This is a genomic window from Enterococcus sp. DIV0187 (genome assembly GCF_051713785.1).
Taxonomy (GTDB): Bacteria; Bacillota; Bacilli; order Lactobacillales; family Enterococcaceae; genus Enterococcus_A; species Enterococcus_A avium.
In genome coordinates this window covers 863,919-880,690 of record NZ_JBIOQO010000002.1, presented here as the reverse complement: position 1 = coordinate 880,690, position 16,772 = coordinate 863,919, and the positions used below count along the sequence as shown (strand labels likewise).

Annotated in this window: 13 protein-coding genes; 3 read left to right on the top strand and 10 right to left on the bottom strand. The window is 40.0% G+C overall.

Going from position 1 to position 16,772, the window contains the following annotated elements; translation table 11 throughout:
• Nucleotides 1-487: 487 nt before the first annotated feature.
• The 6 genes from IGI52_RS24235 to IGI52_RS24210 form a co-directional block, all read right to left on the bottom strand.
• Entirely contained in the window at nucleotides 488-2,170 is a 1,683-nt protein-coding gene (locus IGI52_RS24235) for a PTS lactose transporter subunit IIBC (protein ID WP_438782598.1), read from the bottom strand.
• 15 nt (nucleotides 2,171-2,185) lie between these two features.
• A complete protein-coding gene (locus IGI52_RS24230) occupies nucleotides 2,186-2,506 on the bottom strand; it encodes a PTS lactose/cellobiose transporter subunit IIA (RefSeq protein ID WP_102866428.1) in 321 nt (106 codons plus the stop codon).
• Between the two features lie 84 nt (nucleotides 2,507-2,590).
• Nucleotides 2,591-3,991, bottom strand: a complete 1,401-nt coding sequence (lacG, locus tag IGI52_RS24225) for a 6-phospho-beta-galactosidase (protein ID WP_438782597.1) — start codon at nucleotides 3,989-3,991, stop codon at nucleotides 2,591-2,593.
• 16 nt (nucleotides 3,992-4,007) lie between these two features.
• Nucleotides 4,008-4,844, bottom strand: a complete 837-nt coding sequence (locus IGI52_RS24220) for a PRD domain-containing protein (RefSeq protein WP_438782596.1) — start codon at nucleotides 4,842-4,844, stop codon at nucleotides 4,008-4,010.
• A 231-nt stretch (nucleotides 4,845-5,075) separates the two neighbouring features.
• On the bottom strand, nucleotides 5,076-6,470 hold the full coding sequence (locus IGI52_RS24215) for an MFS transporter (protein WP_438782595.1): 1,395 nt from the start codon (nucleotides 6,468-6,470) through the stop codon (nucleotides 5,076-5,078).
• 33 nt (nucleotides 6,471-6,503) lie between these two features.
• Nucleotides 6,504-9,782 carry a DUF5107 domain-containing protein gene (locus IGI52_RS24210; RefSeq protein ID WP_438782594.1) on the bottom strand — a complete coding sequence of 1,093 codons (3,279 nt, stop codon included), beginning with the start codon at nucleotides 9,780-9,782 and terminating at the stop codon, nucleotides 6,504-6,506.
• A gap of 137 nt (nucleotides 9,783-9,919) precedes the next feature.
• On the opposite strand from IGI52_RS24210, the gene IGI52_RS24205 reads away from it, so the two are divergent.
• The 3 genes from IGI52_RS24205 (at nucleotide 9,920) to IGI52_RS24195 (ending at nucleotide 12,436) form a co-directional block, all read left to right on the top strand.
• The gene (locus IGI52_RS24205) at nucleotides 9,920-10,834 is read left to right on the top strand and encodes an AraC family transcriptional regulator (protein WP_016178714.1); all 915 of its coding nucleotides are present in this window, start codon (nucleotides 9,920-9,922) and stop codon (nucleotides 10,832-10,834) included.
• 476 nt (nucleotides 10,835-11,310) lie between these two features.
• Entirely contained in the window at nucleotides 11,311-11,694 is a 384-nt protein-coding gene (locus IGI52_RS24200; protein ID WP_154059589.1) for a hypothetical protein, read from the top strand.
• A 58-nt stretch (nucleotides 11,695-11,752) separates the two neighbouring features.
• Nucleotides 11,753-12,436 carry a hypothetical protein gene (locus tag IGI52_RS24195; protein ID WP_438782593.1) on the top strand — a complete coding sequence of 228 codons (684 nt, stop codon included), beginning with the start codon at nucleotides 11,753-11,755 and terminating at the stop codon, nucleotides 12,434-12,436.
• Nucleotides 12,437-12,655: 219 nt separating this feature from the next.
• Here the strand turns inward: IGI52_RS24195 and IGI52_RS24190 are convergent, their stop codons facing one another.
• The 4 genes from IGI52_RS24190 to IGI52_RS24175 form a co-directional block, all read right to left on the bottom strand.
• Nucleotides 12,656-13,381 carry a DUF1361 domain-containing protein gene (locus IGI52_RS24190; RefSeq protein WP_016178717.1) on the bottom strand — a complete coding sequence of 242 codons (726 nt, stop codon included), beginning with the start codon at nucleotides 13,379-13,381 and terminating at the stop codon, nucleotides 12,656-12,658.
• A 601-nt stretch (nucleotides 13,382-13,982) separates the two neighbouring features.
• On the bottom strand, nucleotides 13,983-14,936 hold the full coding sequence (locus IGI52_RS24185) for an LCP family glycopolymer transferase (protein WP_438782592.1): 954 nt from the start codon (nucleotides 14,934-14,936) through the stop codon (nucleotides 13,983-13,985).
• 4 nt (nucleotides 14,937-14,940) lie between these two features.
• Entirely contained in the window at nucleotides 14,941-16,083 is a 1,143-nt protein-coding gene (wecB, locus tag IGI52_RS24180) for a non-hydrolyzing UDP-N-acetylglucosamine 2-epimerase (protein WP_438782591.1), read from the bottom strand.
• A 172-nt stretch (nucleotides 16,084-16,255) separates the two neighbouring features.
• Nucleotides 16,256-16,756 carry a DUF4352 domain-containing protein gene (locus tag IGI52_RS24175; RefSeq protein WP_137439161.1) on the bottom strand — a complete coding sequence of 167 codons (501 nt, stop codon included), beginning with the start codon at nucleotides 16,754-16,756 and terminating at the stop codon, nucleotides 16,256-16,258.
• Nucleotides 16,757-16,772: the final 16 nt, after the last annotated feature.

The window sequence follows — 16,772 nt, the reverse complement described above, 5'->3', positions numbered from 1 at the left end:
CCTATATTAATATTATAAACAAATTATTTGAATGTTTTTTCACAATTATTTTATTTTTAACCATATTTTAATTTTATAGTTATGATAAATCATTTATTTTAATTAAATAAAGATAGTTTTTTTCTGATAAAAACCATAGAAACAGCTTTCATAGAATATATTTATCAAAATTCCCAATAATAATTTTTATAACTATCGTTTTTTAAAATTATCAAAAAGAACTTATAGTTTATAATTTAAACGAATATGCGCTGTTATATTAAGCATATTCTTCAAATCCTAAAAAGAACGAAACGCTGCCTGAGTCCCCTCTGCCTGGCTTATCGAGATTGAGAAACAAAAATCGTGAATTTGAGTTGATGATGAAACACTGTTTGAAATGCTCGATGAAAGGATGCTGACGATAGATCCCTGTATTTTTTCCCAATCTTCTGAAATATCGAGAAAAAAGAAGCTCGAAAATCACTCGAACTTCTTTTGGTCTTAATTAAATTTCTGCTAAAACAAAATCTACTGCACCTTTTGGATCGCGGGTTAGTTTGATATACTCCGCACCTTTTGTGGCTACTACCTTCACTCCAAGCTTTTCGGCGTCCTTTTGGATATCCGCCAAATAGGAGTTTACTTGAGGAGCCAAAACAATCAGATCAAAGTTTTTCATAATATCGTAATGAGAGCCATAAGCGCCGGCCTGTGCTTGAATGTTGGCGCCTGTCTCTTTTGCCCCTTCTTCAAGAGCATTTGCTAACATCGCACTCGTACCAGCCCCAGCACATAGAACTAAGACCCGTTTTCCATCACTTAGCTTTTCTAACACATCTTCCGACAATGCTTCGACAGCCACTGCTTCCGCTGCATTTCCTGCTTCAACTACCTCTGCTTTTACTTCTTCTAACTGCGCATTTTTAATTTCTTCCTCTAGCAATACCGCATCATAAGCTTTGATAAATGGCAGGTAGATAACTGAGTCAACAGCAATCAGGATCACCGCAAGGACAATCGCCAGCACACTGACACCAGTTCCCAAAACTAATCCGATCGGCGCCGGCGTTGCCCAAGGTAAGACATACATGAAGCTGTTCATACTAAGAACATCCACAAAAAATTTGAATATCCAGACATTGACGATTGGCGCTATTAAAAATGGAATAAAGAAATAGGGATTCAGAATCATTGGTGCCGCGAACAATAACGGTTCATTTACTGCGAAAATAACAGGAACAAAGGACGCTTTACCGACTGCCTTTAATTGCTTAGAACGAGCAAACAGCATGAATAAAAATGGCACCACTAGGGTTGCTCCAGTTCCCCCCATTGTTCCGACAAAGTTTCCCATACCGACAGTCAACACTTTCGAAGCCTGTTCGCCATTTTGGAAAAGCATTAGATTAGTCTCGACATTCGCATAAATAATTGCGGCGATTGCCGGCTCTACAATCGATGGTCCATGCACCCCAACAAACCAGAACAAGGCCATCGCACCCCAAATGATCGCAATTCCTAAATAGCCATCTGCGGCGGTGAACAGTGGTTGCAGGGCACTAATCGCAGTATGAGCAAAGGAACCATGAAAAACATTTCTAAACAACAAATCAATCAAGACAGCCCCAAACACAGCAAAGGAAAAAGGGATCACATCACGAAACATTTGGGAGATCGTTCCGGGAACTTCCTTTGGCATCCGGATCGTAATATCGCGCTGCACACAGAATTTATAGACATTGACAGTTAAAAATGCGGCGACAAACGAAGCCAATAAGCCTTTTGTTCCCATGAAATCACTAGCGAAACCGCCATCAATCTGTTCTACACTTAGCATCATAAAGCCCGCGATTGATGCCAACATGACCGACACTTCATTGATTGATTTGCCGTTTTCGAGTCTACGATTCATCGAACCTGCCAGACATCGTGCAGTAGTTGCCGCTACTAGCAAACCAACAATCCCCATCGAATACCCATAGACCTTCCACAGCCAAGTAGACACAGCTTCAGGCAAAGTGATACCAAAAACTTCTGGAATCGCCGCGATCATAATAAAAATACTAGAAAACAAAATAGCTGGCATCGCAGTTAGGAAGCCATCACGTATCGCCCCTAAATAGATATTTCTCGATATTTTTTCGAAGAAGGGTTTTCCCTTTTCAATTTGCTTGATAATTGCATTCATAGCCGTTACTCTCCTTTACCCTTGAAATTTATCTTTATACAGCTCAATAAAATCCTGTACCAAATCTCGTAACAATAAGGTGGTCATCAAGTGATCCTGCCCATGGATAAAAATAAAACCAATATCCAAATTGCTGCCCGCCGCCTCATCTGCAAGGATTTGCGTTTGTGAATTATGGGCCAGCTTTAGATTTTCATCCGCATCCTTCAAGGCTTCTTCCACGTGTTCGAAATTTCCCTGGCGAACCTCGCTCAATAGTGTCATCAATGTACTTCTAGCATCGCCAGAATAGGCAACGATCTCAAAACCCAGCATTTGTAATTCTTCTTTATTCATAATTTTTCCTCCTACAGCAATGTATCCCTTCTCATTCCATTAGCCTGGTTAGGTAGAAATCATTCAGGATTTCTACCAAAAAAACTAAATGATAGTCTTCGTTTCACTAACAAATTTATACCAATAAGCTGATTCTTTCGGGTAACGCTCCTGCGTGTCAAAATCCACATAGAATAATCCGTAGCGTTTGTTATAGCCATTCGTCCATGAGAACATATCCATCAAGGACCATAAGAAATAGCCCTCAACATTGACTCCAGCCTCAATCGCATCACTCAACGCGCCTAAATATTGACGTAGATAATCGATTCGCGGCGTATCCATGATAATGCCGTCTTCAAAATCATCCTTGTAGCCCATGCCATTTTCCGTAATATAGATTTTTTTATAGTGGGGATAATCCTGTTTGATCCGCAGCAGTAAATCATACAGACCTTGAGGATAGATCAGCCAATCCCAATCTGTGCGGGGAATATCCTCGCGATAGACACGTTCCGCGATCCCGTTCACACGATAGACAGAGGTTCCCTTATCACCAGTACCATTATGATAAATCTCATTCGGCCCTTGATACGCCTTGCAGAAATGACTGTGATAATGATTGATGCCTAAAAAGTCATTCCGCTGCGAAGCTTTTTCCATTTCCAGATAGTCTTCTTCTAAGAACTCATACGTTGCGCCTTGCGCTTCACAAATCTCATCCAAAGCAGCTAACAATTCATCTGTATAGCGGCCAAGATACGTTGCTTCTAATAAAAAGCGAATCGATAACGCATCTTCTAAAAAGGCGGCGTGCTTGTCCTCTTCGGAATCCGAATTTGGGTATTTCGTTTCCAATGAATGAACCACACCAATCTCACCTGGATAGCCGTTTTCTTTAAAAATATTGACCGTTCTCGCATGGGCCACCATCATGTTGTGCAGGCACATAATGATTTTGGTAAAATCAAATTTAATCCCCGGCGGAAAAACACCTAACAAATACTGATTCGTCGCGACTGGATAGATTTCATTGAAGGTGCTCCAATACTCGACTTCGGTAAATTCTTCAAAACAGAATTGCGCGTATTTCACGAACGCATCGATGTTGTCACGATTCAGAAAATCGTTTTGATCAAATAGGGCCTTCGGTGTGTCAAAGTGATGCAAGGTTACGAACGGGATCACATGGTGCTCTTTGCATTGTTTAAATATGTCATGGTAATAAGCAATTCCCTCTGGATTCGGCTCTCCCACTCCTTCAGGAAAAATACGGCTCCACGCAATCGATAATCGCAATCCATTCACACCAAATTTTTCACATAACGCAATATCTACTGGGTATTGATGATAAAAATCACTGGCAGGATCAGGACTGAAGCGGCCTTGCTCTTCCAAGAATTCATCCCACGCGACAGCACCCTTGCCGCCTTCCTTTGTAGCTCCCTCACACTGATACGCAGCAGTCGCTCCGCCAAAAATAAAATGTTCTGGTAATTTTTTCATGCTCTTAATCCTCCATCTAAAGTAATCGTTGAATATGAATCGTAAAGTAAACCTGTTCACTGGCATTTAACTTTAAGGCATTTGTTTCGTTTAAAATTTGATACATTCCTTCTGCCACACTGTAGGCCTCTGGATAATCCTTTTTTAAATCCGCTTCCAATTTTTCAGCAAATTCGTCGACTTCTGCTTCTTCTGTCCGCTCCAGCATATAACGCAGATGAATCATCAGACGATCATAAAAATTTTGGGTCTTTTCCGTTCGAACAATATTCTTTTTGCGTAAATACTCCTCAATTTCTTCCAATGCCCGCTTCTGCTCATCATAAAAATCTGGAGGAGAAGTCACCGGCTCCGGCGTTTTCCCCTGTGCATTGATGAAATGAATACTAATGTTTTTTAGCTCATCTTCTGGAAATGCAATATCTAACCGCTCCTTGATAATTGCTAACGCGTCTTTTGCAATTTGATATTCTGTCGGATATTGCTGGCTGATATCGGGTAACAGACTATTTTGATACTCGCCCTTTACCAATCGTTTATAATTCCAATAGATATGATCCGTCAAAGTGACATAAATATACTCTTGAACCGAATACTGATACTTCTTGATAGCGTTCTCAATTACTTCATAAGCAGTTGTGATAAAATCCAGCGGCACATCCTTTAATAGGAAAGAAAAATTTTGCTTTGACTCCTCGCTTTTCAATACAAACAAATTTTGAATCGTGTCCTCTGACAACAGATCGCCCTTTTTCTTTTGAAAAACAAGTCCTTTTCCCATCGCTATTGCCTGCTCATTGTTTTTCTTAACAATGGCGATATTGTTGTTTAACACTTGTACTACCCTGTACACTATTTCTCACCCCTTTCAATGAAAAAAAACCGCAAACAACCGACTGCTCAGCAATCAGTTACCTGCGGTTTTTGCCTAATCAAATAGTAACAATCCACTAATATCTATATTTCACTAATAGAATAGCATCTTTCTACCCATTTGTAAACACTTTCAAACAAAAAATGTTTGATTTTTTTTATTCAGTCGTTTGTACGCTGAAGAATCTCTACTGAAAACGTCAATAGAATATCAATTCTTCTTCCGTTCTTCCAGCTCCTTCATAATAGCAGCGTGCTTCTCTTCAGTCAGTTCATAGAAAAACATTGGAATCGTTCCGACAGCGATCATAATAGCCAGTAACATTGTCAGCGAAAAATGGAGAACTGACAATGTTTGGGCACTTTGGATCGCGTTAGGAACATAACGGGATAGTGATAGAATTACTCCGCAGAGTCCCGCACCTAAGGCAATCGCGATTTTCGACGTTAAGGTCTGTGTTGAAGAAATCAGTCCTTCACTTCGTTGACCAAATTTCCATTCAGCATACTCAATCGTGTTCGCAATCATTGATGAGGTCATGATCAAAATGATTCCTTGCGGTAGCGAGGTCAAAGCGAAAACAAACATAAATAGATTCAAATTACTCGTTGGATCAATGAAGAATAATCCGCCATTCACCAAGACCCCTGCCAATGACGCAAGATAATAAAAATTCTTCTGACCGATTTTTTTACTCATGATCGGTGTCAAGGCAATCCCTAAAAGCATTCCTGGAACAGTAATTGTGTTAAAAGCCGCAACTAAATTAATATTTCCAATATTATATTGTGCATAATAAACCAATAGGCTTTGACGAATCAGGTTTGACATAAAACTGATTAATAAAGAAATCAAGACGAGCAATAACGGTTTATTTTGAATGATTACTCGCAACGATTTAACAAAGCCGATTTTTTCTGCTTTCGGTTCTATAATCGGTTCCACATGTTCCTTCACCATCAGGCCACCAGCGGTTGTTAATAAACCACCCACCACACCAACGACAATAGCGGTCATTAAATAGCCCTTTTGCATATCTCCTTGACCAAAAAATTGAACCATTGGAATAGCTACGATCCCAATCACCAGTCCTGCCACTTGGCCCATACCGCGAGATAGACTCAAAATAGCTGTCCGTTTGACAACTGCCTGAGACATTACCGATGGCAAGGACCAATAAGGAACGTCACAGCTGGTGAATGCCATGCTCATCAAAATATACGTAACTCCCGCATAAATGACCTTCATTTTCGCATCTAACCCAGGTGATGAAAAATTTAAAGTCATCGCAATCAACACGACAATTGGCATAAAGATGATGTAGAAACGATAGCGTCCCCAGCGAGTTCTTGTTCGATCAGCGATTGCCCCCATCATCGGATCATTGATACCGTCCCAGATTCGTGAAATCACCATGATAATACTAGCCGCTGCTGCCGTTATGCCAAAAACATCCGTGTAAAAGACCAACATATAAGTTGCCCAAAATCCATAAATCAAGTTCAATCCAATTCCAGCAGTCGCATGCCCCAACATCTCAACAAGAGTGACCCGATTATCTTTACTCACTTCCAATGTGACACGGCTTTCTTCACTATTTTCCACAAATTTCCCTCCTTGTTTAACAATACACGACAATTACTTAATCAGTTGTAAATGCTGGATAGCGCCTTGATGTGCCGGATTCAGTTTCAAAACTTTTTCAAAGCATTCCTTGGCCGCTCGTTCTTCTTCCTTTCCTAGATGACCTAAGCCTTGAAGATAGATACAATAAATTTCATTATCTAACTGGATATCATTTTCGTAGACAGAATGGGCTGGTGCCGAGACTGCAAAGAAATCCCATTCAACCGTATCCTTCTGATGTGTTCGACCGTATTCTAGTAATAAATCGAATTTAGCCGCCGCCTGTTCCTGCTGTCCTAATTCCTGATAAGCCAAGCCTTGATAGAACAACACATCTGCTGGTTCATCGTTGTAATACAAGACACTTCCCGGTTCTTGAATACCTTTTGTGGCTTCAATGAAGTGTACGTTTGCTTTGTCTTTTTCGCCACGCTTGTTATATAGACGTCCTAGATAAAGATTTGCCACATTATCGTGATTGCTAGGTAATTTACCTTCTCCTAAATTATGCGGATAGTTAAATGTCGCCTTCAATGTTTTCTCAGCCTTTTTAGGATCTGTATCAATCAATTGACGACCTAGTTCAGTCAAAGCATAGGTATACTGCATAGATACTTTGCCTTCTCCACCTTCCCACGGATGGAAGATGCGTCCTTCGATTTCCTGTAAGACTTCATGATGACGACCCGTTACATTCAGCAAGGACAAATACTCAATGAACAAATCATCGCGATCCTTAGTAGTCTTCAGGTATCGCTCTAATGTTTCTAAACGATCCGATACCGAAACACCTGTCATCGCTTCTAATTGTGTTTTTTCCAGTAAAACCCGCGCATCTGTCGTGTCCAACGAAAATGCTTGATCAATCATCTGTTGTGCTTGTTTAGGATCATTTCGTTTATTGTAGTAAGCAAAGGATAAATTCCGGAAAACAGTTGGAAACTCTGACCATGTCTGTGACGCTTCCTCCCACAACTTAATGGCTTCGTCATAGCGTTTCTTATCGTAAAGCAGGTTGCCAAGATAATATTTTGCATGACTGGCTTCTGGTACTAGCTCGATTGCTTTTTCTAAAAATACCTGCTCCTCTAAGCGACTTGGGAAGCAGTAGGTTGAGTCCGCGGCTTCACCCTCGGCAATCGTTACTTTCGCTTCTTCATTCTCGCCTTGCTCTAGGTATAACCCAGCTGCATAATAGCCGAGTAGCGGCGAAGAAGCTGGACACTCTGATAGAACTGCTAATGCCTGTTCAGTGAAACCATATTGACGATAATCAAGAGCGACTGTCAAATAATTCTGAAGCTCGCCACGCATCACCTTAACATAATCTTCTAGTGTCCCGTTAAGCTCTGCCGCTTTTCGATTGATCGCTAAATCTAACGGATCGATAGCCAACGCTTCGCTTACTTTTTCTGCTACCTCAAAACCTAGCTGCTCTAAAACTAAAATTTCCAGCATTCGCGCCTTCATATGATGGCTGTTTTTAATTAACGCTCGTTGAACAAATTCCGCAGCTCTTTCCCATTCTGCTTTTTGCGCACTTAAGCAAGCCAGTTTGAAAAATGCTGCTCCTTGTGTATCATCATTCCATGTGGCTTTGTAAAAAGTATCAAAGGCGTCTTCTTTTTCACCTAACATCTCCAAAACCAATCCTAATTGAAATAAAGGCTCACCATAATAAGGATTTGGTGTCTTCCAAGTTTGTTTAGCTATGGCCTTTTCTAAATAATTCTTCGCTTCTGTGAATTGTCCGCGTCTAAATAATAATGTCCCGTAGCCCGTGTTTAAACGAATATCAGTGGTATCTCTTTTCAAGCCTTCCAAATAATAATCCGCCGGCTCTCTCGTAGCATGACGATATTGTTCAAGATGGGTAGCCGCAAGGAACAATTCCTCGGTAGTTTTTAACTCTTCTGGTGCCGGAATTGCTTCAGCAGGTTCCGGAATCTCTGGTTCTGGCCAGCTCACTTCTTGAAAGCTGACAAGTTCTTTACCAGACTGGTTTTGGACAACGACTCTCAAATGCGCCTCTGAAGAGATTGCTTCTGGCAAATCAAATGCCTTTCGGTACGTATCAGCTGGTGATAAATCTTCTTTATCTTCAAAAATCAATTGATCGTCATTGTAAACTTTTACTCGACACTGCGGCTCTTCACCAGTAACATAGACGCTTACGATGGCCATTTTCTCATTTTTTTCAATATTTACTGCGCCATTGATCGTCGCGTTCTTAATATGGCCTACCCCTTTATACGGCATAAAATGCTGCGTAAAAGTTTTTTCCTCATAAGGTCTCAACCACGTGAAATCCGGTTGATTATCTGTGAAGACGCCAGTCATTAACTCGATGTATGGTCCATCTTCATCTGTTAAATTACGATCCCATGCTTGACCAAAATCACCATTTCCCCAGGTCCATTGCTTTTTCCCAGGCGAAACATGATGATCGGCTACATGTAATAAGCCTGCATTTAACTGCTCATCAAAATTCCCAATAAAATCAAAATCTGATTTTTCTGCCATATAAGAGGTTGGAACAGGCACATTCTTATATTTTGAAATATCGACACCCGCCGAATAATCGACTTTATAATACTCACCAGTCGCAATTGGAAAAGTCGAAACAGCTCGTTTCCCATGATCCATAACAGCGGTTACATCTGGTGGGAAAATCGATGACGTATAGTCGTTTACAGGTACCGCAGGATTGGCCCACCACAAAAATGTTTGGGGAAGATCTGTCCGATTGTATAGCTGACCTTTGATTTCAATGAACGCTTTATCCGGATATAAGGTAAAGGTGGCACTGCCTTTTGTGCCGTACATTTGATCAATTTCCGAGACCCATAAGGATTTTGAACCGTCTTCATTTTCCATCAGCTTGAATTCAGTTGGAGAATAGGTCGTTGGACGATGATGCTGCGGCCAATTGAACTCGATGCCCCCAGAAATCCAAGGTCCTGTCAGTCCTACCAAAGCCGGCTTGATCACATGATTATAATAGACAAAATCGTAATCGTTTGTTTTATCGATCGCTCGTTGAATACGACCACCCAGCTCAGGTAAAAGCATGACTTTAAGGTATTTGTTTTCAATAAATACCGCATGATACTCCTGATCCTTCTTTTCATCATAAATTTTTTCAGTTACCGGCAAAGGATAAACCTTCCCTGTGCTCCCTTGATAAGCACGCTTTTCATAAAAACGGGGATTGTGATCTGGTGCAGCCACTCCATAGGTTGGAATAGTGACCGTTTCTTCCCAGATGCGAACGCTGTTTACTTGATTCATTCATTGCTGCCTCCTTTTAACTTATAATGAAAGTATAAATTGGAAGCGTTTTTAATAAAATAGAGCTTTTTACAAAAGATGGACAATATCGTATAATTTCTTCATAAGACAGAATTTAATAAACCGAGGAGAATTTTATGAAGCAGAGAAAAAGAGATGGGTTTAAGAACGAACGTTATGTTAAATTTCCAACGATGAACTTCCCAAGCTATCTTGCGCATCCGCTAGTTGAGCATACTTATGCTACTGAGCTAGGCTATTATCCTAAAGCAAAGCATCATTATCGAGAGCGATTGGACGGCGCTGATGAAGCTATTATGTTTTTTTGTCAAGAAGGTCAAGGAACGATTTGTATTTACACAGAGAACCATTGGGAAAAGATTTCGATACAGCCCTTCAGTATTTTTTGTATTCCACCCAAGATTCCTCATTACTATTATTCAAACGATGCTGATCCATGGTCGATTATTTGGGTCCATTTTTCCAGTCCCTTAATTGAACAGCTCCCAATTCAGAGCTTCACTCTGGCTTCTATGAGTGATGGACAAAAGCGTGAGATTCTAGAGTCTAGTCTAATTGAACTTTTTTCAATGGATCGAAAAAACTATACTTTAGAAAACGCCATTTTCATCGCCAATCTATTACGACACATTTTAGTAACTTCTTACTACTACCTTGATACCACACATTCAAATCAAAAAAAGGATTATCTATTAACCGCGTGTATTCAATATATGGCCCAGCATTTACAGGCGTTCATAACCCTTGAAGACTTATCACAGAAGTTTAACGTTTCTACAAGTTATCTGAATAAAATTTTTAAAAAGGAAACCGGAAAATCCCCGATTGGCTTTTTCACCAAATTAAAAATGGACGAAGCCTGTAAATTACTTAGAATCACTAAATTGAAAATTATTGAAATTGCAAAAGAGCTTGGCTATGACGACCCCTATTATTTCTCACGACTATTTAAAAAATACAACCATATGTCCCCAAAGGCTTATCGAGAGCGGTATGTACCTACGTTTAAAAATTTTACTAAGGATTTTTAAACTATATATTGTCAAATAGTAAGGATCAATCAAAGCCTATTTTTTTCTAGAAAATCATTCACATAATCAAAATTTCTCTCCACAAATTCCACATCCAAACTTTTTTTAATAAACTTAGACGAATCTTGGCAAGAAAAATATGAGACGCATTTCTTTTTGGTGAATAACTCCTTTAAAAAAGATGCTGATATCACTATATTCACCCCTTATAGATGATAGGTATTCTGCTCTAATCAAGTCAAAAAAACATCATTTCGTGGGCTTTTTTCTTATTTTTAGATAAAAATATGGGTATTTATTTCTTAATTAAGTTATTTTATGGAGGCGTTTGACGCGTGGTTGTCGCATTCCTTATTTTAGGATTTTTATATTTTAGTTGCAATCAAATTTTTGGTGTGTAAATTCCGCGAAAATAGGCGTATGTTTGTGGTGTAGATATCTCAATAAAGAATGAATCCAAGAAAGGAGTGACCTATTTGCAAGAATACGGCATCACCAGACAAAAACTATTTACGCTGTCACGGCAGACAATCGAAAAACGCATTCGCAAGTTTTACCATGAGACAAAAGATGGCACGGCCACCATCGAACTGTTGATTGCACTGCAAGTTAGAGCAGAACTCTGCGAATCAGAATTCAAGAGTGTGTTACGCGGATTAGCGAACTACATTTTCTTAAAAACCCGCTCAACTGCCGCGATGCGTCGCTATTATATTTATTTTACTGATTATTTTGGAAAGAAAGAATGGCAATTATTATCCGCAAAATTATTCCCAGCGCAAACCTATGTCGCTGAAGAAACTGAACGATTATTAAATCAAATTACCGAAGAACCATTAACAGGATTCGCGGAATCATGAAGGTGATTTCCATTCCAGGTGTAGAAAAAACGAAAAACGAAAGGAAGAAAACCAAAAAATGAAAACGATTACGTTAGATGCGGAATTTGCCGACGGAATTGGCAAATCCCATCATTTAAAATTTAAACATTTTGATCCCACCAAAACCGCGGATCAAGTCAAAACAGCATTAACCAAATTAACCAAGATCGGCCTGTTTGAAAAAGACGGGATCGCGCTATTCAAGGAGGTCCTACACGCCAAAGTAATCGTGCGAGAAGTCCGCACGATCTTTGATGATAAAGAAGAAATTGAGAAACCAGCAAACGATCCGATGAGTGTCATGCTGGAGACAGCTGGCGCACAGCCAGTTGTAGAAGCGACTGTTGCAAAAGAAAAACCGCAGCCGAAGTCTGTAAAAAATACCGGACAAATCCGCTTTCCAGAGGATTTCACTATTACCGAAGAGCAGCCAAACCCGGGCTGGTTGATCAAAACCATCCAGCTGCCAATGGGAGTGGAACCGCAGGATATCAGTGAAAGTCAGGCGCTGATGATGATTACATCCTGTCTGCCAGCAGGCGTCTCCGTAGAGGATCTGGCGGTAGATGAGCAAGCAACGCCAGCGAAGCTGATTATTACGGCGAAATATGAAGAAGAATCAGCGGAAGAAGCCGTCCTGTCGGCAAACAAAGAATCGCCGCCAGCAAAACCCAAAAAAGCCCGCAAACGTCTGCTCAATCGTATGCGTAAGCGAGAATAAGTAGCACACTCCCGTCTTATCAAAGAATCCAACGTTGGGATGAGGCGGAAGTGTGTACGATTTAAAAAGGTGAGCGCAAATTTTAAGCCCGCAAAAGCTGCGGGCTATTTGACCTGCCCCCATTTGTTCCAACGGAGGGATAATTATTCTGCTATTTATCAATTTTCAAACGTATTGTCTTTCCGAATTAATAGTATACGGCAACGTTATCTGATGAGTCTATTTCCCTTGTCTGATCAATTGTAGCAACGGATTTAAGAAAGTTAAGGCATAAAACATTGCAAGAAAAATCCCATAAAGAAGCGTAAATAAGAACCCATCTCGCCGATTTTTACTAATGCTAAAATGGTCCACCAGCTTTTTCACAAACGTTCTTGGATGCAGTAAGTCCCATGTGTTGAAGCGAATGTAACGACCTAAATAAATTCCAAAGCTCAATAATAGGAAGATCAGCCCTGTTAGTGTCCAAAATAATGGCGTATTAATCTGATTAATCGTTTGCGGATCAATATAGATGATTACTAAGAATTGAAGCAATAGAATATTCAGTGCTGTATTTAAGACACCCGAGATGGCTAAGCTTAGTACAGAAATAATGTCATACCAAATCGGCACTTCGACTTTATCCACTTCTCGGTGAGTCAAATTCAATTCTGTAATCAAATAGCCGGAATTCGGTAAAAATAAAAACCAGGCGATCAAACCGATAACTAGTACGGCTAAAGAAATACTGGTAACCAGATTACTCTGAAGAACGGCCCCTAGCCAAGAAATAAACAGCTGGGTGAGAATCGTACCCACCAAAATGACCACCGGAATAAGCGAAAGCTTGAAATTATGGACCATTGGTTTAAACAGTTTTGTGTGAAACAAGCGTGGACGAATCACGATCGTCCCAATCGCAAATAAATTGAATAAAATGGTAACTATTAGTATTACGGACAAAATATCACTCCATATTTTTCTTTTTACTTCTATCGCAACCAAGACTAAAACTTTTGCTTACTAGTTCTAACACAAGTTGCCATTGAAATACAGACAACCTCGTAAATTCAAGTATAAATATCATATCATAGAGTATCGTCGTGGTACTAATTTTTCAATTCGTTCAGGTTTCTCGAAATTTTTTTAGCTAGTATTATGAAAATACTAGCTAAAAAAGAACGGACTAAGTTAATCCTTGATTGATACACACGTTTTTTCAGTCACTGTAAAATAAAATGAAAAAAGTTGTCCCCTTCCTATCCAATTATGGTTTGATCGTAAGCGTAAATAACAAGCAGAAAAAAAAGTCCTACCATTATAACGCTAAACAAGCGATTGCTAATGGCGGGGCTTCATTTTTTCTATGAAAATCGTTCGCCTTGTATCCTCTAGCCTTCTTACCACTGATTGGTAAGTCACAATTCACAGCTTCATCATTCGCTACATAGCTGATTCTACAAGCGTTCTTCTAAATTCGACTTAAGTAATTTCATTTGTATAGCTGAAATTTCAACAGCTTAGCCATAGAAGGATACTACGTTCTCTCAAAATAATTCCACATTTATGACCCACTAGCCAACTCGGTTTTTAACAACCGCTGGACTCTGGCTAATTCTTCTGGAGATAGACGTTGATAAGAAATTTCATTCTGCATGAATCCTTCTCCTTTTGCCTGCTCTGATTCAATCGTGCTAAAGGCGCTGCGATATTTTCTTGCTAATACCTCTAAGTCGTTAAATGGAATATCTGTTTTGATGGTACTTTCGAGACTCGACAAAATTTCTTGATAGCGGCTAATTCCTTTAATGCTGAGGGCCTGCTGCAGAATTCCCTTAATTACTTGACGCTGCCGTGCTTGTCGACCATAGTCTCCTTCAGGATCGTCATAACGCATTCGAACATATTTTAACGCACTGCTTCCATCTAATCGTTGAGAGCCCTTTGGAAATTCTGTCTCTTCATAGGTAAATGCAAAGGGATTGGAAACCTCAACCTCTCCGACAGCATCAACAAGGGATTCGACTCCCTGCATGTTGATCGACACATAGTAATTAATTGGAATATCCAATAATTTTTCAACCGTAGCGATCGTCATGGCTGTACCGCCGAACGCATACGCGTGATTGATTTTATCCATTGTATTGTGTCCGACAATCTCGGCGTAAGTATCCCGGGGCAAACTGACCAAAACAGTTTTTTCTTGCTTGGGATTGACTGTCGCCACCATGATCGTGTCAGAACGTCCTTGTTCTGAGCGCCCCAAGCTGCCGGTATCCACTCCAAGTAATAATACACTGAAAGGTTCCTGCTGTTTTAAGTCTACGGTCTTTAATTTTTGTGTTCTAGCTAGTGGCTCATAGGCTTCATCAGTAGTTTCTTTTACATCATAGAAAACTTTTGCAGCAACCGCCGTGAGTAACAGAATCAATACTAATAACGTGGTCACCAGAATCGTTAAAACTTTTTTCATTTGTATTATTCTGTTAGGTCCATTTCTTTTTCGCTTATTTCCCATTCCTTCACTCCATCACTTCTTCAGATTCTTCAGCCTTCATCGCTTTATCACTAAAAGCCTGTGCGAGGATAGTCACAATACGTTTACTTGCTTGACCATCGCCGTAAGGATTCGCTGCTTGAGCCATCGCTTGATAAGCCGCTTGATCCTCCAGCAATCTTTTGACCTCTTGATAGACTGTCTCTTTCCTAGTCCCCACCAATTTTAACGTTCCTGCTTTTATCCCTTCAGGTCGCTCTGTCGTATCACGCAGTACCAGCACAGGCACCCCAAGTGAAGGTGCTTCCTCTTGTACACCTCCAGAATCGCTTAAAATCAATGTACTGCGTTGCGCAAAATTATGAAAATCAAAAATGTCTAATGGCTCGATCAGCTGAATATTTTTACTTTTAGCCAACTCATGTTCAGCAAGCTGACGAACTGCCGGATTTTTGTGCATTGGAAAAATAATCTCAATATCTTTTTTCTCTTCTGCCAATTGGGCCAATGCTTGAAAAACTTCCGTCATCGGCTTACCTAAATTTTCTCTACGATGCATTGTGACTAATAAACGGCGTTTGCCATTATCAATAAGATTAGGATGAGAATAGTCTTTACGAACGGTGTACCTCATCGCATCGATGGCGGTATTTCCTGTAATAAAAATCTGTTCCTTAGGACAATTTTCCTTCATTAAATTGGCTGCGCTATCCGCAGTTGGCGCAAAACAAAAATCAGATAATGAATCAACAAGCTGACGATTGATTTCTTCTGGAAATGGGGAATACTTTTTCCAGGTTCGCAGCCCCGCCTCGACATGGCCTATAGTGATCTGCTGGTAATAAGCAGATAACGCCGCCGCCAATGTTGTTGTAGTATCTCCATGAACTAAGACCACGTCTGGAGCTTCCGCCTCCAAGATAGGGGTCAAGCCTTCAATAATTCTCACCGTCACATCGCTCAAGCTCTGTTTTTCCTTCATGATCTTCAAATCATAATCTGGACTAATTTGAAAAAATTCCAAGACCTGATCCAACATATCTCTATGCTGCCCAGATACGACAACACTAGATTGAAAGCGCGAATCTTTTTCTAAGCGCTTAATGACAGGCGCCATCTTTATAGCCTCCGGTCGAGTACCAAAGATCGACATTACTTTTATTGGCATATGTATCTCCCTTTATTTAATAGTTTGTCTCATACAACAAAGAATCTTGAAGGAGATTGTCATCAGCTCCTTCAAGATTCTCTAGATTTTAAACATAAAACAAGCGAATTGAAGATCTAAATAATAAAAAGATTGATTGTTCTCGCCAAATATTGATCAATGAAAAAATCTATTATTGTAGATTCCATGTTTTAAGGGCTTTATCAGCTGGAGCATAGGCTAATTTTGTTGGCTTTTCTCCTGGTTCGATCAAATAAAACAATTTGCCCTTTGAAGTTTTTTCAGGCCCTAAGACTCCTCCAAAAGCTTCCATTTCCTCAGTTACGTTGTATGTTTTATCTTTTTTATTCTTTTTATCTTTTTTATCTGTCACCAATTGAAAATCAATCGCCCCTACCCCTTTGTCTTGAGTACCGATATTTTTACATTCAACTGTAAAGGTAACGAGCTGCTTTGGTTTATCCGCTTGATCGACAGACTCACTGGTGGATACGTCAGTGATTTTCATTTCGACCCCATCCGCTGTAAAAGGTGTGTCTAATCCGTCTTTCATGGTAACTTCGGATACTTTAGCAGAAGTATCCTTACTGCCGTCAGTTTCTTTATTACTCGACGTATCACATCCCGTTAAGAAAAAACAAACTGCAACAATACTTAATAATATTTTTTTCATTCAAAATCTCCGTTCG